This is a genomic window from Streptomyces sp. NBC_01298 (assembly GCF_035978755.1).
Taxonomy (GTDB): domain Bacteria; phylum Actinomycetota; class Actinomycetes; order Streptomycetales; family Streptomycetaceae; genus Streptomyces.
The window spans coordinates 3,848,080-3,863,807 of the sequence record NZ_CP108414.1; the positions used below are offsets into that span (position 1 = coordinate 3,848,080).

The 15,728-nt window shown below is 66.3% G+C and carries 26 protein-coding genes; all 26 read right to left on the bottom strand.

What is annotated here, in order from left to right; translation table 11 throughout:
* Positions 1–60: 60 nt before the first annotated feature.
* Entirely contained in the window at positions 61–1,680 is a 1,620-nt protein-coding gene (locus tag OG730_RS17180) for an ABC-F family ATP-binding cassette domain-containing protein (protein WP_327305083.1), read from the bottom strand.
* A gap of 53 nt (positions 1,681–1,733) precedes the next feature.
* Positions 1,734–2,585, bottom strand: coding sequence for a tRNA pseudouridine(38-40) synthase TruA (truA, locus tag OG730_RS17185; protein WP_327305084.1), 852 nt, complete (start codon positions 2,583–2,585; stop codon positions 1,734–1,736).
* A gap of 106 nt (positions 2,586–2,691) precedes the next feature.
* Positions 2,692–3,156, bottom strand: a complete 465-nt coding sequence (rplQ, locus tag OG730_RS17190; RefSeq protein WP_281204238.1) for a 50S ribosomal protein L17 — start codon at positions 3,154–3,156, stop codon at positions 2,692–2,694.
* 90 nt (positions 3,157–3,246) lie between these two features.
* A complete protein-coding gene (locus OG730_RS17195) occupies positions 3,247–4,269 on the bottom strand; it encodes a DNA-directed RNA polymerase subunit alpha (RefSeq protein WP_008739666.1) in 1,023 nt (340 codons plus the stop codon).
* 168 nt (positions 4,270–4,437) lie between these two features.
* Positions 4,438–4,842 carry a 30S ribosomal protein S11 gene (rpsK, locus tag OG730_RS17200; RefSeq protein ID WP_006376016.1) on the bottom strand — a complete coding sequence of 135 codons (405 nt, stop codon included), beginning with the start codon at positions 4,840–4,842 and terminating at the stop codon, positions 4,438–4,440.
* A 54-nt stretch (positions 4,843–4,896) separates the two neighbouring features.
* A complete protein-coding gene (gene rpsM, locus OG730_RS17205; protein ID WP_053682609.1) occupies positions 4,897–5,277 on the bottom strand; it encodes a 30S ribosomal protein S13 in 381 nt (126 codons plus the stop codon).
* Between the two features lie 200 nt (positions 5,278–5,477).
* The gene (gene rpmJ, locus OG730_RS17210; RefSeq protein ID WP_003956441.1) at positions 5,478–5,591 is read right to left on the bottom strand and encodes a 50S ribosomal protein L36; all 114 of its coding nucleotides are present in this window, start codon (positions 5,589–5,591) and stop codon (positions 5,478–5,480) included.
* Positions 5,592–5,665: 74 nt separating this feature from the next.
* Positions 5,666–5,887 (bottom strand): translation initiation factor IF-1, encoded by a 222-nt coding sequence (gene infA / locus OG730_RS17215; RefSeq protein WP_003956442.1) that lies wholly within the window; start codon positions 5,885–5,887, stop codon positions 5,666–5,668.
* 180 nt (positions 5,888–6,067) lie between these two features.
* Entirely contained in the window at positions 6,068–6,919 is an 852-nt protein-coding gene (gene map / locus OG730_RS17220; RefSeq protein WP_327305085.1) for a type I methionyl aminopeptidase, read from the bottom strand.
* 101 nt (positions 6,920–7,020) lie between these two features.
* Positions 7,021–7,668 (bottom strand): adenylate kinase, encoded by a 648-nt coding sequence (locus tag OG730_RS17225; protein ID WP_327305086.1) that lies wholly within the window; start codon positions 7,666–7,668, stop codon positions 7,021–7,023.
* Positions 7,668–8,984, bottom strand: a complete 1,317-nt coding sequence (gene secY, locus OG730_RS17230) for a preprotein translocase subunit SecY (protein WP_327305087.1) — start codon at positions 8,982–8,984, stop codon at positions 7,668–7,670. The genes OG730_RS17225 and secY overlap by 1 nt, the downstream gene beginning before the upstream one ends.
* A 185-nt stretch (positions 8,985–9,169) precedes the next feature.
* Complete coding sequence (gene rplO, locus OG730_RS17235) at positions 9,170–9,625, bottom strand: 50S ribosomal protein L15 (protein ID WP_243333371.1); 456 nt, start codon at positions 9,623–9,625, stop codon at positions 9,170–9,172.
* Position 9,626: 1 nt separating this feature from the next.
* Positions 9,627–9,809 (bottom strand): 50S ribosomal protein L30, encoded by a 183-nt coding sequence (rpmD, locus tag OG730_RS17240; protein ID WP_112447741.1) that lies wholly within the window; start codon positions 9,807–9,809, stop codon positions 9,627–9,629.
* On the bottom strand, positions 9,809–10,411 hold the full coding sequence (gene rpsE, locus OG730_RS17245; RefSeq protein ID WP_008739695.1) for a 30S ribosomal protein S5: 603 nt from the start codon (positions 10,409–10,411) through the stop codon (positions 9,809–9,811). Before rpsE ends, rpmD begins: the two co-directional genes overlap by 1 nt.
* Positions 10,412–10,457: 46 nt before the next feature.
* On the bottom strand, positions 10,458–10,841 hold the full coding sequence (gene rplR, locus OG730_RS17250; protein WP_008739696.1) for a 50S ribosomal protein L18: 384 nt from the start codon (positions 10,839–10,841) through the stop codon (positions 10,458–10,460).
* Between the two features lie 2 nt (positions 10,842–10,843).
* Entirely contained in the window at positions 10,844–11,383 is a 540-nt protein-coding gene (gene rplF / locus OG730_RS17255) for a 50S ribosomal protein L6 (protein WP_243333369.1), read from the bottom strand.
* A gap of 20 nt (positions 11,384–11,403) precedes the next feature.
* Complete coding sequence (gene rpsH, locus OG730_RS17260) at positions 11,404–11,802, bottom strand: 30S ribosomal protein S8 (RefSeq protein WP_008739698.1); 399 nt, start codon at positions 11,800–11,802, stop codon at positions 11,404–11,406.
* Positions 11,803–12,025: 223 nt separating this feature from the next.
* Positions 12,026–12,211, bottom strand: coding sequence for a type Z 30S ribosomal protein S14 (locus OG730_RS17265; RefSeq protein ID WP_003956452.1), 186 nt, complete (start codon positions 12,209–12,211; stop codon positions 12,026–12,028).
* A gap of 5 nt (positions 12,212–12,216) precedes the next feature.
* Positions 12,217–12,768 carry a 50S ribosomal protein L5 gene (rplE, locus tag OG730_RS17270; RefSeq protein ID WP_030388859.1) on the bottom strand — a complete coding sequence of 184 codons (552 nt, stop codon included), beginning with the start codon at positions 12,766–12,768 and terminating at the stop codon, positions 12,217–12,219.
* Positions 12,768–13,091: a 50S ribosomal protein L24 gene (rplX, locus tag OG730_RS17275; protein ID WP_215023444.1), complete on the bottom strand. Its 324-nt coding sequence runs from the start codon at positions 13,089–13,091 to the stop codon at positions 12,768–12,770. Before rplX ends, rplE begins: the two co-directional genes overlap by 1 nt.
* A gap of 2 nt (positions 13,092–13,093) precedes the next feature.
* The gene (gene rplN / locus OG730_RS17280) at positions 13,094–13,462 is read right to left on the bottom strand and encodes a 50S ribosomal protein L14 (RefSeq protein WP_003956455.1); all 369 of its coding nucleotides are present in this window, start codon (positions 13,460–13,462) and stop codon (positions 13,094–13,096) included.
* Positions 13,463–13,586: 124 nt separating this feature from the next.
* Positions 13,587–13,868 (bottom strand): 30S ribosomal protein S17, encoded by a 282-nt coding sequence (rpsQ, locus tag OG730_RS17285; RefSeq protein ID WP_243333368.1) that lies wholly within the window; start codon positions 13,866–13,868, stop codon positions 13,587–13,589.
* Positions 13,868–14,092, bottom strand: a complete 225-nt coding sequence (gene rpmC, locus OG730_RS17290; protein ID WP_008739703.1) for a 50S ribosomal protein L29 — start codon at positions 14,090–14,092, stop codon at positions 13,868–13,870. The genes rpsQ and rpmC overlap by 1 nt, the downstream gene beginning before the upstream one ends.
* Positions 14,092–14,511 carry a 50S ribosomal protein L16 gene (gene rplP / locus OG730_RS17295; RefSeq protein ID WP_030026326.1) on the bottom strand — a complete coding sequence of 140 codons (420 nt, stop codon included), beginning with the start codon at positions 14,509–14,511 and terminating at the stop codon, positions 14,092–14,094. Before rplP ends, rpmC begins: the two co-directional genes overlap by 1 nt.
* Before the next feature lie 5 nt (positions 14,512–14,516).
* A complete protein-coding gene (rpsC, locus tag OG730_RS17300; protein WP_112447746.1) occupies positions 14,517–15,359 on the bottom strand; it encodes a 30S ribosomal protein S3 in 843 nt (280 codons plus the stop codon).
* Complete coding sequence (gene rplV, locus OG730_RS17305; RefSeq protein ID WP_007265904.1) at positions 15,359–15,706, bottom strand: 50S ribosomal protein L22; 348 nt, start codon at positions 15,704–15,706, stop codon at positions 15,359–15,361. The genes rpsC and rplV overlap by 1 nt, the downstream gene beginning before the upstream one ends.
* Positions 15,707–15,728 lie beyond the last annotated feature (22 nt).

Sequence of the window (15,728 nt, forward strand, 5' to 3'; positions counted from 1 at the left end):
GACACTCGGCCGCAGCCCCACTACGAAGTCCCCTCGACCCAAGCCGGGGGTGGTCTCCCCCTAGCGCTTCCGCTCGACCCTACGTTCGTCCCAGACGGGCTCCGTAGTCTCCCGCACAACACCGTCTGAACCGAAGACCAGGTAACGGTCAAATGTGCGCGCGAACCACCGGTCGTGCGTGACGCACAGCACAGTGCCGTCGTACGCCTCCAGCCCGTCCTGCAGCGCCTCCGCCGATTCCAGGTCGAGGTTGTCCGTGGGCTCGTCCAGGAGCAGCGCGGTCGTACCGGCCAGCTCCAGCAGCAGGATCTGGAAACGCGCCTGCTGGCCGCCCGAGAGCCTCTCGAAGGGCTGCTCGCCCTGGCGCTCCAGCTCGTAGCGGCGCAGGGCGCCCATCGCCTGGCCGAGCGGCTTCGCCGCCTCCGTCCACAGGATGTCCACGAGCGTGCGGCCGAACAGCTCGGGGTGGGCGTGGGTCTGCGCGAAGTGGCCGGGCACCACGCGGGCGCCGAGCTTCCACGTACCCGTGTGCTTGACGTCCTCCCCCGCCATCAGGCGCAGGAAGTGCGACTTCCCGGAGCCGTTCGAGCCCAGGACCGCGACCCGCTCCCCGTAGAAGACCTCCAGGGAGAAGGGCTTCATCAGCCCGGTGAGCTCCAGGTTCTCCACCGTGAGCGCGCGCACGCCCGTACGGCCGCCCTTGAGCCGCATCTTGATGTCCTGCTCGCGCGGCGGCTCGGGCGGCGGCCCGGCCTCCTCGAACTTCTTGAAGCGGGTCTGCATCGCGTGGTACCGCGAGGCCATGTCCGGGCTGATCGCGGCCTGGCCGCGCAGGCGCAGCACCAGGGCCTTCAGCCGGGCGTGCTCCTCGTCCCAGCGCCGCTTGAGCTCCTCGAAGCGCGCGAAGCGCTCCTTGCGGGCGTCGTGGAAGGTGGCGAAGCCCGCACCGTGCACCCAGACGTCCGAGCCGTTCGGGCTCGCCTCCAGGCTGATGATCTTCTCGGCGGACTGGGTCAGCAGCTCCCGGTCGTGGCTGACGAAGAGCACCGTCTTGCGGGTGGCCTTGAGCTGCTCCTCCAGCCACCGCTTGCCCGGGACGTCCAGGTAGTTGTCCGGCTCGTCGAGCAGCAGCACCTCGTCCGGCCCGCGCAGCAGCGCCTCCAGGACCAGCCGCTTCTGCTCACCGCCCGAGAGCGTGCGCACCTCGCGGAACTGCGCCGAGTCGTACGGGATCGCCAGCGCGGCCATCGTGCAGACGTCCCACAGCGTCTCCGCCTCGTACCCCTGCACGTCGGCCCAGTCGCTCAGCGCCTGGGCGTAGGCCATCTGGGCGGGCTCGTCGTCCACCGTGAGGATCAGCTGCTCGGCGCGGTCCACGGCCTTGGCCGCCTCCCGGATCCGCGGCTGGGACACCGAGACCAGCAGGTCCCGTACGGTCGTCTCGTCGCGGACCGAGCCCACGAACTGCGACATCACGCCCAGCCCGCCGCTGACGGTCACGCCGCCGCCGTGCGGCTGGAGCTCGCCGGAGATCATCTTCAGCAGCGTGGTCTTGCCGGCCCCGTTCGCCCCGACCAGGGCGACGACCGACCCCTCCCCCACCCGGAAGGAGACGTCGGGGAGCAGGACCCGCCCGTCAGGAAGGTAGTACTCCAGGTGGCTGGCTTCGAGATGTCCCATGCGGGGCATTGTCCAGGTCCGGCGCCGATCCGCCCAAACGGATTAGGCGGGCACTAGCAGCAGCCGGCCGCGGGCAGCGTCCGCAGGTTCCGCGCTTCCTTGCTGCGGGCGGCCAGCAGCTCGTCGGCGGGGTAGCCGACCTCCTCCAGCGTCAGCCCGTGCGGCTTGACCACGTGCACCGAGGAATCCCGTACGGCCGCGGCCAGCACCTTCCCGGGCCAGTCGGTGCTCCGGTGGCCGTCGCCGACGTGCAGCAGGGCGCCGACCAGGGAGCGGACCATGTTGTGACAGAAGGCGTCGGCGCGGACGGTCGCGGTGATGATCCCCTCCACGTCCCGCTCCCAGCTGAGCTGCTGGAGGGTGCGGATGGTCGTGGCCCCCTCGCGCTTCTTGCAGTACGCGGCGAAGTCGTGCTCCCCGACCAGTGCGGCGGCGGCCTCGTTCATGGCGTCCACGTCGAGCGGCCACTGGTACCAGAGCACGTGCCCGCGGCGCAGCGGGTCCACGCCGGCCTGGTGGTCGCCCACGCGGTAGGCGTAGCGGCGCCAGATCGCGGAGAACCGCGCGTTGAAGCCGGCCGGGGCCTCGGCGGCCTTCCACACCCGTACGTCGTGCGGCAGCCGCCCGGCGAGGCGGCGCAGCAGCTTGTCCTGGTGCTCGGCCCACACCTCGTCCCGTACGTCGAACTGCGCGACCTGCCCGCGTGCGTGCACGCCCGCGTCGGTCCGGCCGGCCACGGTCAGCTCCACCGGGTCGGGCAGCCGCATCACGGTCTGCAGGGCCGACTCCAGCTCCCCCTGGACGGTCCGCAGCACGCGCTGCTTCGCCCAGCCGGAGAAGTCCTTGCCGTCGTAGCTCAGGTCCAGCCGCACCCGGACGTGCCCGGGCTCCACCTCGTCACTCACGTGACAGATCCTCTCTCGGCCGCGTCTTCGGCACGAATGCAGAACGGGCCCGCCCCGGTAAGGGGGCGGACCCGTTCAGAGCCATTCAGCGTGATCCCGGAAGGGATCAGGCCTCCTTGGTCTCCTCGGCGGCGGGAGCCTCGGTGGCCTCCGCCTCCTTCACGGCGCGCTTGGTGGCGGCCTCGGCCTCACCAGTGGCCTGCTGGGCGACCGTAAGGGCCTCGACCAGCTCGATCACGGCCATCGGGGCGTTGTCGCCACGACGGTTGCCGATCTTGGTGATGCGCGTGTAACCACCGGGGCGGTTCTCGTAGCGCGGGGCGATCTCGGTGAACAGCGTGTGCACGATGCTCTTGTCCGTGATCGTCTGCAGCACCAGGCGACGGTTGTGGATGTCGCCCTTCTTGGCCTTGGTCACCAGACGCTCGGCGTAGGGACGCAGGCGACGGGCCTTGGCCTCGGTGGTGGTGATGCGGCCGTGCTCGAAGAGCGACTTCGCGAGGTTCGCGAGGAGGTGCTTCTCGTGCGCGGCGCTGCCGCCCAGACGGGCACCCTTTGCGGGACGCGGCATGGTCATACTCCTTCATATCTGCACCGGCCGTGTCAGGTACCGGTGACAGTTCCCCCGAGGCGGATGCCGCGGGAAAGTTTCTGGTGGTGCTTAGTACTGCTCGGTCTCGACGAAACCGGCGTCCGCGTCGTCGTCGGCGCCGAAGGCGTCAGCCGCGGCGGTCGGGTCGAATCCGGGCGGGCTGTCCTTGAGGGCCAGGCCCATGCCGGCCAGCTTCGCCTTGACCTCGTCGATCGACTTCGCACCGAAGTTGCGGATGTCGAGCAGGTCGGCCTCGGAGCGGGCGACGAGCTCACCCACGGAGTGGATGCCCTCGCGCTTGAGGCAGTTGTACGACCGAACGGTGAGCTCGAGCTCCTCGATCGGCAGGGCGAGATCAGCGGCCAGGGCCGCGTCCGTCGGCGAGGGGCCCATGTCGATGCCCTCGGCGTCGATGTTGAGCTCGCGGGCCAGACCGAACAGCTCGACCAGGGTCTTACCGGCGGACGCCATGGCGTCGCGCGGGCGCATGGCCTGCTTGGTCTCGACGTCGACGATCAGCTTGTCGAAGTCGGTGCGCTGCTCGACTCGGGTCGCCTCGACCTTGTAGGTGACCTTGAGGACCGGGCTGTAGATGGAGTCGATCGGGATGCGACCGATCTCCTGGCCCAGCTGCTTGTTCTGGACGGCGGAGACGTAGCCGCGACCGCGCTCGACGGTCAGCTCCATCTCCAGCTTGCCCTTGCCGTTGAGCGTGGCGAGGACCAGGTCCGGGTTGTGCACCTCGACACCGGCCGGGGGCGCGATGTCGGCAGCGGTGACCAGGCCGGGACCCTGCTTGCGCAGGTACATCACGACCGGCTCGTCGTGCTCCGAGGAGACGACCAGCTGCTTGATGTTGAGGATGATGTCGGTGACGTCTTCCTTGACACCCGGCACGGTGGTGAACTCGTGCAGGACGCCGTCCACGCGGATGCTGGTGACAGCGGCACCCGGGATCGAGGACAGGAGCGTGCGGCGGAGCGAGTTGCCGAGGGTGTAGCCGAAGCCCGGCTCGAGCGGCTCGATCACGAACCGCGAGCGGTACTCGTCTACGACCTCTTCGGTCAGCGAGGGGCGCTGAGCGATAAGCATGTGGATTCCTTCATTCGTGGACGCCCACTATTTGACGCCCGACGGATGCGGCCCCGATGTGTGCACGGGTCCGCGGACTACAAGGGTACGGGCGGTACGTCCCCCGCGAGGGGTTCGTACCGCCCGGACACTCAAAGACGCACAGGCGCGAAGCCCGGCGTCGCCGAATCAGACGCGGCGACGCTTGGGCGGACGGCAGCCGTTGTGCGGGGTGGGGGTGACGTCCTGGATCGAGCCGACCTCGAGGCCAGTGGCCTGGAGGGAGCGGATCGCGGTCTCACGGCCGGAGCCGGGACCCTTGACGAAGACGTCGACCTTGCGCATGCCGTGCTCCTGCGCGCGACGGGCGGCCGACTCAGCGGCCATCTGCGCGGCGAAGGGGGTGGACTTGCGCGAGCCCTTGAAGCCGACGTGGCCGGCGGAGGCCCAGGAGATCACGTTGCCCGCGGGGTCCGTGATCGAGACGATGGTGTTGTTGAACGTGCTCTTGATGTGGGCGTGCCCATGAGCGACGTTCTTCTTTTCCTTGCGGCGCACCTTCTTGGCAGCGCCCTGACGACCCTTGGGGGGCATCTAAATCTCCTACGGGAGGTGGTCGGTCCTACAGCGCAAGACCGCTGAACAGGACTACTTCTTGCCCGGCTTCTTCTTACCGGCGATCGCGCGACGCGGACCCTTGCGGGTACGGGCGTTCGTGCTGGTGCGCTGACCGTGCACGGGCAGGCCACGACGGTGGCGAACACCCTGGTAGCACTGGATCTCGACCTTGCGACGGATGTCGGCCTGGATCTCGCGGCGGAGGTCACCCTCGGTGCGGAGGTTGGCGTCCACGTACTCGCGGATCTTGACCAGGTCCTCTTCGGCCAGGTCACGAACGCGGGTGTCGGGGTTCACACCGGTGGCCGCAAGGATTTCCTTGGACCGGGTGCGACCGACACCGAAGACGTAGGTAAGTGCGATCTCCACACGCTTTTCGCGCGGGATGTCAACACCGGAAACGCGTGCCATTCAATGGCTCCTGTGTGTTCGGGGGTCTTCCGCAGAACCGAACCCCGACCGCCGACCACACCTGATGGGTGGTGGTACGCCCGGGTCCCCGGCCCCCGCCGGAGGTGCCGCCGGTCCTGGTCAGGACTGGGCGGGTTCTGCGTATGTACGTTTTCTTACGTCGCGCGAAGAACTGCGTAGTGCAGGTCGGTCGGCGTGCGTCAGCCCTGGCGCTGCTTGTGGCGCAGGTTGTCGCAGATGACCATGACCCGACCGTGACGGCGGATCACCTTGCACTTGTCGCAGATCTTCTTGACGCTCGGCTTGACCTTCATGTTGGTGAGGTTCTCCGGGTCAGTGCCACCACCCGCGTCGGGACAAGACGTCCGAACGGGAGTGAAGACAAGATCTACTTGTATCGGTAGACGATCCGGCCACGCGTGAGGTCGTACGGAGAGAGCTCCACGACAACCCGGTCATCAGGGAGGATGCGGATGTAGTGCATGCGCATCTTGCCGCTGATGTGCGCGAGGACCTTGTGACCGTTCTGGAGTTCCACCTTGAACATCGCGTTCGGGAGGGACTCGATCACGGTGCCCTCGATTTCGATGGCACCTTGCTTCTTGGCCACGCTTCGCCTTTCGAATCGGCTACCTTGATCAGCTCCCCGCCTTCGCATGCGGACATGCGGGTGCAAAGGAGCCGACGAGTCAGTCTACGTCAGGGCCTTCCGAAAGACGAATCCGGAAAGTGTGCCCCACAGGATAGATCATCAATCCTGCCCATACCGGTCGGCCCACCGGCTTGTGCGTCAGCCCAGCGGGTCCGGCGCCGTGCTCACGCCGTACTCCGCCAGCTTCGCCTTGCCGCAGTCCGGGGAGGTCAGCACGATCGGCCCCTCCTCGGTCAGGGCGATGGAGTGCTCCCAGTGCGAGGACCAGGTGCCGTCCGTGGTGATGACCGTCCAGTCGTCCGCCAGGACCTCCGTCTGGGCGGTGCCCAGGGAGACCATCGGCTCGATCGCCAGGCACAGGCCCGGGACGAGCTTGATGCCCTTGCCCCGCTTGCGCGAGACGTAGTTCAGCAGGTGCGGGTCCATGTGCATCTCGGAACCGATGCCGTGGCCGCCGTAGTCCTCGATGATCCCGAACCTGCCGAGGCTGTGCTCACCCGTGGTGGGACGCGGCTGCCGCTTGATGTACGTCTCGATCGCCTTGGAGATGTCCACGAGGCGGTTGCCGAGCTTCATGGCGGCAATGCCGGCCCACATGGACTCCTCGGTCACCCGGGAGAGCTCCACGAGCTCAGGGGCGTGCCCGGAGCCCACGAAAGCGGTGTACGCGGCGTCGCCGTGCCAGCCGTCGACGATCGCGCCGGCGTCGATCGAGATGATGTCGCCGTCCTTGAGGACCGTCTTGTCGTCGGGGATGCCGTGGACCACGACCTCGTTCACCGAGGTGCAGATGGTCGCGGGGAACCCGCCGTACCCGAGGAAGTTCGACTTGGCACCGGCGTCCGCGATGACCTTGCGGGCCACCATGTCCAGATCCCGCGTCGTGGCGCCCGGCACGGCCGCCTCACGGGTCGCCGCGTGGATCGCAGCGACGACAAGCCCCGCCTCACGCATCTTCGCGATCTGCTCGGGGGTCTTGATCTGGACCATGACGTACCTGCCACCTTCGGATTCGGGTCTTTCAACAGTACGGCCGCGGCGTCCTGGGGACACCGCGGCCGGGGCTGCACTACAGGTGAGACTACTGCTCGCTACTTCTTGAGGGCGTCCAGCGCGCGCTGCGTGACGTCCTTGACCTCACCCAGGGCCGGGATCGTCGACACGAGGCCCTGGGCCTTGTAGTAGTCGATGATCGGCTCGGTCTGGGTGTGGTAGACCTCCAGCCGGTTGCGCACGGCGTCCTCGGTCTGGTCCTCGCGCACGTACAGCTCGCCGCCGTCGATGTCGCAGACACCCTCGACCTTCGACGGCCGGTAGTCCACGTGGTAGATGTGCGAGCTGTCCTTGCGGCAGGTGCGCCGCCCGGCGAGGCGCTTGACGACCTCGTCCTCCTCGACCTCCAGGTCGAGGACGGCGTCGAGGTTCATGGCGCCGGCCTTCAGCATCACGTCGAGGGCTTCCGCCTGGGACACGTTGCGCGGGAAACCGTCGAGCAGGAAACCGCCGGCGGCGTCCTCCTGCTCCATGCGGTCCTTGGCCATGCCGATGGTGATCTCGTCCGGGACGAGGTCACCCGCGTCCATGAACGCCTTCGCACGCCGGCCGAGCTCGGTGCCCTGGCTGATGTTGGCCCGGAACAGGTCGCCCGTGGAGATGTGGGGGATCGACAAGGTCTCGGCAAGCACAGTCGCCTGCGTTCCCTTGCCCGCGCCCGGCGGGCCGACGAGGACGATTCGCATCAGCGGAGGAACCCTTCGTAATTACGCTGCTGGAGCTGGCTCTCGATCTGCTTCACGGTTTCCAGACCCACACCCACGATGATCAGGATGCTCGTCCCGCCGAACGGGAAGTTCTGGTTCGCTCCGAAGCCGGCCAACGCCATCGTCGGCACAAGAGCGATCAGACCCAGGTACAGCGACCCCGGCCAGGTGATCCGGTTGAGTACGTAGCTCAGGTACTCGGCGGTAGGCCGACCGGCGCGGATGCCCGGAATGAACCCACCATACTTCTTCATGTTGTCTGCAACTTCCTCGGGGTTGAACGAGATCGCCACGTAGAAGAACGCGAAGAAGACGATCAGGAGGAAGTAGGTAGCGATGTAGTACGGGTGGTCGCCCTTGACGAAGTGCTTGCTGATCCAGGTCGCCCAGCCGGCCTGAGAGCCACTGAACTGGACGATCAGCGCCGGGATGTACAGCAGCGACGAGGCGAAGATGACCGGGATGACACCGGCCTGGTTCACCTTGAGGGGGATGTACGTCGAGGTGCCGCCGTACGCGCGCCGGCCGATCATGCGCTTCGCGTACTGGACCGGGATCCGCCGCTGCGCCTGCTCGACGAAGACCACCAGGGCCACCATCGCGAGGCCGACCAGGATGACCACGCCGAACTCGACCCAGCCGCCCGCGATCTTGCCCTGCTCCTTGATGGCCCACAGGGAGCCGACGAAGCCCGCGGCGATCGAGATGAACATAAGGATCGACATGCCGTTGCCGATGCCCCGGTCGGTGATGAGCTCACCGAGCCACATGACGAGGCAGGTGCCGGCGGTCATGGTGAGCACCATGACGACGGTCGTGAAGATCGAACGGTCGGGGACGATCTGGTCCTTGACCATGCAGCCCTGGAAGAGGGCGCCGCTGCGGGCGGTGGCGACGAGGCCGGTGCCCTGCAGGATCGCGAGCGCGACCGTCAGATAGCGCGTGTACTGAGTGATCTTCGCCGTGCCGGACTGACCCTCTTTTTTGAGGTTCTCCAGCTTCGGGATGACCACGGTCAGCAGCTGCAGGATGATGCTCGCCGTGATGTACGGCATGATGCCGAGCGCAAAGATCGTGATCTGGAGCAGCGCGCCACCGCTGAACATGTTGACGAGACCGAAGAGGCTGTTGTTGCCCGCCCCCATCTGGTCCACACAGATCTGAACGTTCTTGTAGCTCACACCGGGTACCGGCACGTGGGAACCGAGTCGGTACAGCGCGATGATGGCGAGCGTGAAAAGCAGCTTCTTGCGCAGGTCGGGCGTCTTGAACGCCCGGGCGAACGCGGTGAGCACGGTGCCTCCTGCGACCCCCGCGCTACTGCGTCAGAGGTGACGGTCTGAGGGATCGACGAATGTTTACAAGCAAAGGTGCAGCCACCTTACCGGCGTCTGCACCTCCCATGGAACGACCAACCGGGGATGCCCCATATGTGAGGCATCCCCGGTCGGGTTTCTAGCTATTTGTCACTGAGTTCGTCTTAGACGAGCTCGGTCACAGAGCCACCAGCGGCGGCAATCTTCTCCTTGGCGGAGCCGGAAACGGCGTCAACCGAAACCTGCAGCGCCACGGAGATCTCGCCCTGGCCCAGGACCTTGACGAGGCTGTTCTTGCGAACCGCGCCCTTGGCGACCAGGTCGGCCACCGTGACCTCTCCACCCTCGGGGTAGAGAGCGCCGAGCTTGTCCAGGTTCACGACCTGGAACTCGGTGCGGAACGGGTTCTTGAAGCCCTTGAGCTTCGGCAGACGCATGTGGAGGGGCATCTGCCCACCCTCGAAGCGCTGCGGGATCTGGTAGCGGGCCTTCTGGCCCTTCGTACCACGACCGGCCGTCTTACCCTTCGACGCCTCACCACGACCGACACGGGTCTTCGCGGTCTTGGCGCCGGGGGCGGGACGGAGGTTGTGGGCCTTCAGCGGGCTGCTCTCAGCCATGTTAGTCAACCTCCTCAACCGTCACGAGGTGGCGGACGGTGTGAACCATTCCGCGGAACTCGGGGCGGTCCTCCTTGACGACGACGTCGTTCAGGCGCTTGAGCCCGAGCGAACGCAGCGTGTCGCGGTGGTTCTGCTTGCTGCCGATGTACGACTTGATCTGCGTGACCTTGAGGCGAGCCATTACGCACCCGCCCCAGCACGTGCACGAAGCAGAGCCGCGGGAGCGACGTCCTCGAGGGGCAGACCACGGCGAGCCGCGATCTCCTCGGGACGCTGCAGGCCCTTGAGGGCCGCCACGGTCGCGTGCACGATGTTGATCGCGTTGGAAGAGCCGAGCGACTTCGACAGGATGTCGTGAACGCCGGCGCACTCCAGAACGGCGCGCACCGGGCCACCGGCGATAACACCGGTACCAGGGGCGGCCGGCTTCAGCAGCACGACGCCCGCGGCGCGCTCGCCCGTGATCGGGTGAGGAATGGTGCCCTGGATGCGCGGAACCTTGAAGAAGGACTTCTTGGCTTCCTCGACACCCTTGGCGATGGCCGCGGGAACTTCCTTGGCCTTGCCGTAACCGACACCTACAGTGCCGTCACCGTCGCCCACCACGACCAGCGCGGTGAAGCTGAAGCGGCGACCACCCTTGACAACCTTGGCGACGCGGTTGATCGCGACAACGCGCTCAACGTAAGCGGTCTTCTCGGCGGCAGGGCCACCGTCGCGACCCTTCCGGTCCCGCCGCTCGCCGCCACCGGCACCGCTTCCGCGGCGCTGGGGTCCAGCCATTGGATTACCTCTCTCTGTTACGTCCGTGAGTCCCGGAAAACGGGGCTTAGAACTTCAGCCCGGCTTCGCGGGCGGCGTCAGCCAGAGCGGCAATGCGCCCGGCGTATCGGTTGCCACCGCGGTCGAACACGACGGTCTCGACACCCGCGGCCTTGGCACGCTCGGCGACGAGTGCGCCGACGGCCTGGGCCTGGGCGCTCTTGTCGCCTTCGCCACCGCGGATCGAGGTGTCCAGGGTCGACGCGGACGCCAGGGTGTGACCCTGGAGGTCGTCGATGACCTGAGCAACGATGTTGCGGTTGGAACGCGTCACGACGAGGCGCGGACGCTCCGCCGTACCCGAGACGTTCTTGCGGATGCGGATGTGGCGGCGGGCCTTGGCGGCACGCTTGTACGCGTCGCCCTTGGCGATCTTTACACCGTATGCCATGGCTACTTACCAGCCTTTCCGACCTTGCGGCGGATGACTTCGCCGGCGTACTTGACACCCTTGGCCTTGTACGGGTCGGGCTTCCGCAGCTTGCGGATGTTGGCGGCGACCTCGCCGACCTTCTGCTTGTCGATGCCCTCGACCGAGAACTTGGTGGGCGACTCGACCTTGAAGGAGATGCCCTCGGGCGCCTCGATCAGGATCGGGTGGCTGTAACCAAGCTGGAACTCCAGGTTGGAGCCCTTCGCGGCGACGCGGTAACCGACACCGCTGATCTCAAGAGCCTTGACGTAACCCGTGGTCACGCCGGTGATCATGTTCGCCACCAGCGTGCGGGACAGGCCGTGCAGGGCCTTGTTCTGACGCTCGTCGTTGGGGCGGGTGACGTTCAGAACGCCGTCCTCACCCTTGACGATCTCGATCGGCGCCTTGACGGTGAGCGCGAGGGAACCCTTGGGGCCCTTCACAGCCACAGCCTGGCCGTCGATGGTGACGTCCACACCGGCGGGAACCTGGATGGGGAGCTTGCCGATTCGCGACATTGCTTTTCCTCCGTTCCCGACTACCAGACGTAGGCGAGGACTTCCCCACCTACGCCCTTCTTGCCTGCCTGCTGGCCGGTGAGCAGACCGTGGGACGTGGAGATGATCGCCACGCCCAGGCCGCCGAGCACCTTCGGCAGGTTGGTGGACTTTGCGTACACACGCAGACCGGGCTTCGAGATCCGCTTGATGCCCGCAATGGAGCGCTCGCGGTTCGGGCCGAACTTCAGCTCGAGGACGAGGTTCTTGCCGACCTCGGCGTCCTCGACCTTCCAGCCGGTGATGAAACCCTCCTGCTTGAGGATTTCTGCGATGTGCGACTTGATCTTGCTGTGCGGCATCACGACGGAGTCGTGGTACGCCGAGTTAGCGTTACGCAGACGCGTGAGCATGTCTGCGATCGGGTCAGTCATGGTCATGAAGTGGCCTTCGGCCTCTCTCGCCGGGGTTTCCTGTATGCGCCATCCCTCTCCCCGCTCAGTGGCGGGACGGGTGCGGTGCGGGGACCTACGGCGTAGTAAGTCGTTATGGGCGGCGGACGCCCAACCACACAAGCCTAAGGCATGCGCGGCCGGGCATCCGCCGTCCAGATGCTTACCGAGAGTGCCTGGTACTCCTCAAGTCCTCGCGGACGAGAGGGAATTACCAGGAGCTCTTGGTCACGCCCGGCAGCTCGCCACGGTGAGCCATCTCACGAAGGCACACGCGGCACAGGCCGAACTTGCGGTACACGGAGTGGGGGCGACCGCAGCGCTGGCAGCGGGTGTACGCACGCACACCGAACTTGGGCTTACGGGCAGCCTTCGCGATGAGAGCCTTCTTCGCCATCTCGCTTACGCCTCCTTGAAGGGGAAGCCGAGGTGACGAAGGAGGGCGCGGCCCTCGTCGTCGTTGGTCGCCGTGGTGACCACGGTGATGTCCATACCCCGGGTACGGTCGATCTTGTCCTGGTCGATCTCGTGGAACATGACCTGCTCCGTGAGACCGAAGGTGTAGTTGCCACGGCCGTCGAACTGCTTCGGCGACAGACCACGGAAGTCACGGATACGCGGCAGCGCGAGCGACAGCGTACGGTCCAGGAACTCCCACATGCGGTCACCACGGAGGGTGACGTGGCAGCCGATCGGCTGACCCTCGCGCAGCTTGAACTGCGCGATGGACTTGCGGGCCTTCGTGACGGCCGGCTTCTGACCGGTGATCGTCGTCAGGTCCTTGATGGCGCCGTCGATCAGCTTGGAGTCGCGGGCGGCGTCGCCCACACCCATGTTGACCACGATCTTCACGAGGCCGGGAATCTGCATGACGTTCTCGTAGGAGAACTCTTCACGCAGCTTGCCCGCGATGTCCTCGCGGTACTTCGTCTTGAGACGCGGAGTGGTAGCCATCAGATGTCCTCACCCGTCCGCTTGGCAACGCGGATCTTGTTGCCCTCGTCATCGAAGCGGAAACCGACGCGGGTAACGACCTTCTGGCCGTCCTTCTCCACAACCAGCTGAACGTTGCTGACGTGGATCGGCGCCTCGGTGATCACGATGCCACCGGTCTGCGAGCCACCAGCGGTCTGGCCGGCCTTGGTGTGCTTCTTGACCCGGTTGACACCCTCGACCAGGACGCGGTTCTCAGTAGGGATGGCCAGAATGACCTTGCCCTGCTTGCCCTTGTCCTTACCGGTGATGACCTGAACCAGGTCGCCCTTCTTGATCTTCATGCTTACAGCACCTCCGGCGCGAGCGAGATGATCTTCATGAACTTCTTCTCGCGCAGCTCACGGCCCACCGGGCCGAAGATACGGGTGCCGCGAGGGTCGCCGTCGTTCTTCAGAATGACGGCGGCGTTCTCGTCGAAGCGGATGTACGAGCCGTCCTGGCGGCGGCGTTCCTTCACGGTGCGAACGATGACCGCCTTGACGACGTCACCCTTCTTCACGTTGCCACCGGGGATCGCGTCCTTGACGGTGGCAACGATGACGTCACCGATGCCCGCGTAGCGGCGACCGGAACCACCGAGAACACGGATGCAAAGGATCTCCTTGGCACCAGTGTTGTCGGCGACACGCAGTCGCGACTCCTGCTGGATCACGTCTATCTCCTGTTTGTCTGCCGGTTCCCGGCGGGGGCATCACTCCGAAGAGCTACCGCCCCCACCGAGCCTGGCGGAACGAACCTGAGGGGCCCCTGGGCGTGATGCCCAGGGCCTCAGATAATTACTTGGCCTTCTCGAGGATCTCGACGATGCGCCAGCGCTTGCTCGCCGACAGCGGACGCGTCTCCATGATGAGGACGCGGTCGCCGACGCCGGCAGCGTTCTGCTCGTCGTGCGCCTTGAGCTTGTTCGTACGGCGGATGACCTTGCCGTACAGAGCGTGCTTCACGCGGTCCTCGACAGCGACGACGACGGTCTTGTCCATCTTGTCGCTGACGACAAGACCCTCACGGGTCTTGCGGAAGCCGCGGTCAGTCGTCTCAGTCACGTTCTTCTCGCTCATCAGGCGCTCTCCACCGTCTCGATACCGAGCTCACGCTCGTGCATCAGGGTGTAGATGCGAGCGATGTCCTTACGGACGGACTTGAGCCGGCCGTTGTTCTCCAGCTGGCCCGTGGCCGCCTGGAAGCGCAGCTTGAACAGCTCTTCCTTGGCCTCGCGCAGCTTGCCAACGAGCTCCTCGTTACCGAGCTCACGCAGCTCGGACGCCTTGGTTCCCGTCGCCATCACGACTCACCTGCCTCGCGCCGAACAATCCGGCACTTCATCGGAAGCTTGTGAGCAGCGCGGGTGAGCGCCTCACGAGCAATCTTCTCGTTCGGGTAGGACAGCTCGAACATGACCCGGCCCGGGTGCACGTTCGCGATCCACCACTCGGGAGAACCCTTACCGGAACCCATGCGGGTCTCGGCAGGCTTCTTCGTCAGGGGGCGGTCCGGGTAGATGTTGATCCAGACCTTGCCGCCACGCTTGATGTGGCGGGTCATCGCGATACGAGCCGCCTCGATCTGGCGGTTCGTCACGTAGGCGGGGGTAAGCGCCTGGATGCCGTACTCGCCGAACGAGACCTCAGTACCGCCCTTGGCCATACCGCGGCGCTTCGGGTGGTGCTGCTTGCGGTGCTTGACCCTACGAGGGATCAGCATGTCGGTCAGGCCTCCGTTCCGGTGCTCTCAGCCGGAGCGGCGGCGGGAGCGTCGGCCTTGGGGGCCTCGGCACCAGCAGCCTGCTGCGGCTTGCGGCCACCACGGCCGCCGCGCTCGCCACCACGGCCACCACGGCCGGCGGGACGGTCGCCAGCGCCGGCGGCACCACGGGCCGGGCGGTTACCCGCACGGGCCGCAGCGTTCTCGGCGCGAACCTCGGCGATGTTCTTGACGTCGCCCTTGTAGATCCAGACCTTCACACCGATACGGCCGAAGGTGGTCTTGGCCTCGAAGAAGCCGTAGTCCACGTTCGCGCGGAGGGTGTGCAGCGGCACACGGCCTTCGCGGTAGAACTCGGAGCGGGACATCTCGGCGCCGCCGAGGCGACCGCCGCACTGGATCTTGATGCCCTTGGCGCCGGCCTTCATCGTGCCCTGCATGCTCTTACGCATGGCGCGACGGAAGGAGACGCGGGAGGAGAGCTGCTCGGCAACGGCCTGCGCGACGAGCTGAGCGTCGACCTCGGGGTTCTTGACCTCGAGGATGTTCAGCTGCACCTGCTTGCCCGTGAGCTTCTCGAGGTCACCGCGGATGCGGTCGGCCTCGGCGCCACGGCGACCGATGACGATGCCCGGACGAGCGGTGTGGATGTCCACACGCACGCGGTCACGGGTGCGCTCGATCTCAACCTTCGAGATGCCGGCGCGCTCCATGCCGGACGTCATCATCCTGCGGATGGCGACGTCTTCCTTGACGTAGTCCTTGTACAGCTTGTCGGCGTACCAACGCGACTTGAAGTCGGTGGTGATGCCGAGCCGGAACCCGTGCGGGTTTACCTTCTGGCCCATTACCGGGAACCTTCCTTGCTGCTGACGACCACGGTGATGTGGCTGGTCCGCTTGCGGATCCGGTAGGCACGGCCCTGCGCACGCGGACGGAACCGCTTCAGGGTCGGGCCCTCGTCCACGTACGCCTCGCTGATGACCAGCGTGGAGGCGTCCGGGTGGTTGTAGTTGTGTGCGGCGTTGGCGATGGCGCTGTCGAGCACCTTGCCAACCGGCACGCTCGCGGCCTGCGGGGCGAAACGCAGGACCGCCTGAGCCTCCGTGGCATCCATGCCACGGATAAGGTCCACCACTCGGCGGGCCTTCATGGGCGTGACGCGGATGTACCGCGCCTGGGCCCTGGCTTCCATGGTTGTCCCTTCGGTGTAAGTC

What these genes read in the sequence shown, in the direction of transcription:
- OG730_RS17180 (WP_327305083.1), bottom strand. Translation starts at nt 1,680, where the DNA reads ATGGGACATCTCGAAGCCAGCCACCTGGAGTACTACCTTCCTGACGGG.
- rplQ (WP_281204238.1), bottom strand. Translation starts at nt 3,156, where the DNA reads ATGCCGCGTCCCGCAAAGGGTGCCCGTCTGGGCGGCAGCGCCGCGCAC.
- OG730_RS17195 (WP_008739666.1), bottom strand. Translation starts at nt 4,269, where the DNA reads ATGCTTATCGCTCAGCGCCCCTCGCTGACCGAAGAGGTCGTAGACGAG.
- rpsK (WP_006376016.1), bottom strand. Translation starts at nt 4,842, where the DNA reads ATGCCCCCCAAGGGTCGTCAGGGCGCTGCCAAGAAGGTGCGCCGCAAG.
- rpsM (WP_053682609.1), bottom strand. Translation starts at nt 5,277, where the DNA reads ATGGCACGCGTTTCCGGTGTTGACATCCCGCGCGAAAAGCGTGTGGAG.
- rpmJ (WP_003956441.1), bottom strand. Translation starts at nt 5,591, where the DNA reads ATGAAGGTCAAGCCGAGCGTCAAGAAGATCTGCGACAAGTGCAAGGTG.
- map (WP_327305085.1), bottom strand. Translation starts at nt 6,919, where the DNA reads ATGGTCCAGATCAAGACCCCCGAGCAGATCGCGAAGATGCGTGAGGCG.
- OG730_RS17225 (WP_327305086.1), bottom strand. Translation starts at nt 7,668, where the DNA reads ATGCGAATCGTCCTCGTCGGCCCGCCGGGCGCGGGCAAGGGAACGCAG.
- rplO (WP_243333371.1), bottom strand. Translation starts at nt 9,625, where the DNA reads ATGGCTGAGAGCAGCCCGCTGAAGGCCCACAACCTCCGTCCCGCCCCC.
- rpmD (WP_112447741.1), bottom strand. Translation starts at nt 9,809, where the DNA reads ATGGCTCGCCTCAAGGTCACGCAGATCAAGTCGTACATCGGCAGCAAG.
- rpsE (WP_008739695.1), bottom strand. Translation starts at nt 10,411, where the DNA reads ATGGCTGGACCCCAGCGCCGCGGAAGCGGTGCCGGTGGCGGCGAGCGG.
- rplR (WP_008739696.1), bottom strand. Translation starts at nt 10,841, where the DNA reads ATGGCATACGGTGTAAAGATCGCCAAGGGCGACGCGTACAAGCGTGCC.
- rplF (WP_243333369.1), bottom strand. Translation starts at nt 11,383, where the DNA reads ATGTCGCGAATCGGCAAGCTCCCCATCCAGGTTCCCGCCGGTGTGGAC.
- rpsH (WP_008739698.1), bottom strand. Translation starts at nt 11,802, where the DNA reads ATGACCATGACTGACCCGATCGCAGACATGCTCACGCGTCTGCGTAAC.
- OG730_RS17265 (WP_003956452.1), bottom strand. Translation starts at nt 12,211, where the DNA reads ATGGCGAAGAAGGCTCTCATCGCGAAGGCTGCCCGTAAGCCCAAGTTC.
- rplE (WP_030388859.1), bottom strand. Translation starts at nt 12,768, where the DNA reads ATGGCTACCACTCCGCGTCTCAAGACGAAGTACCGCGAGGACATCGCG.
- rplX (WP_215023444.1), bottom strand. Translation starts at nt 13,091, where the DNA reads ATGAAGATCAAGAAGGGCGACCTGGTTCAGGTCATCACCGGTAAGGAC.
- rpsQ (WP_243333368.1), bottom strand. Translation starts at nt 13,868, where the DNA reads ATGAGCGAGAAGAACGTGACTGAGACGACTGACCGCGGCTTCCGCAAG.
- rpmC (WP_008739703.1), bottom strand. Translation starts at nt 14,092, where the DNA reads ATGGCGACGGGAACCAAGGCGTCCGAGCTGCGTGAGCTCGGTAACGAG.
- rplP (WP_030026326.1), bottom strand. Translation starts at nt 14,511, where the DNA reads ATGCTGATCCCTCGTAGGGTCAAGCACCGCAAGCAGCACCACCCGAAG.
- rpsC (WP_112447746.1), bottom strand. Translation starts at nt 15,359, where the DNA reads ATGGGCCAGAAGGTAAACCCGCACGGGTTCCGGCTCGGCATCACCACC.
- rplV (WP_007265904.1), bottom strand. Translation starts at nt 15,706, where the DNA reads ATGGAAGCCAGGGCCCAGGCGCGGTACATCCGCGTCACGCCCATGAAG.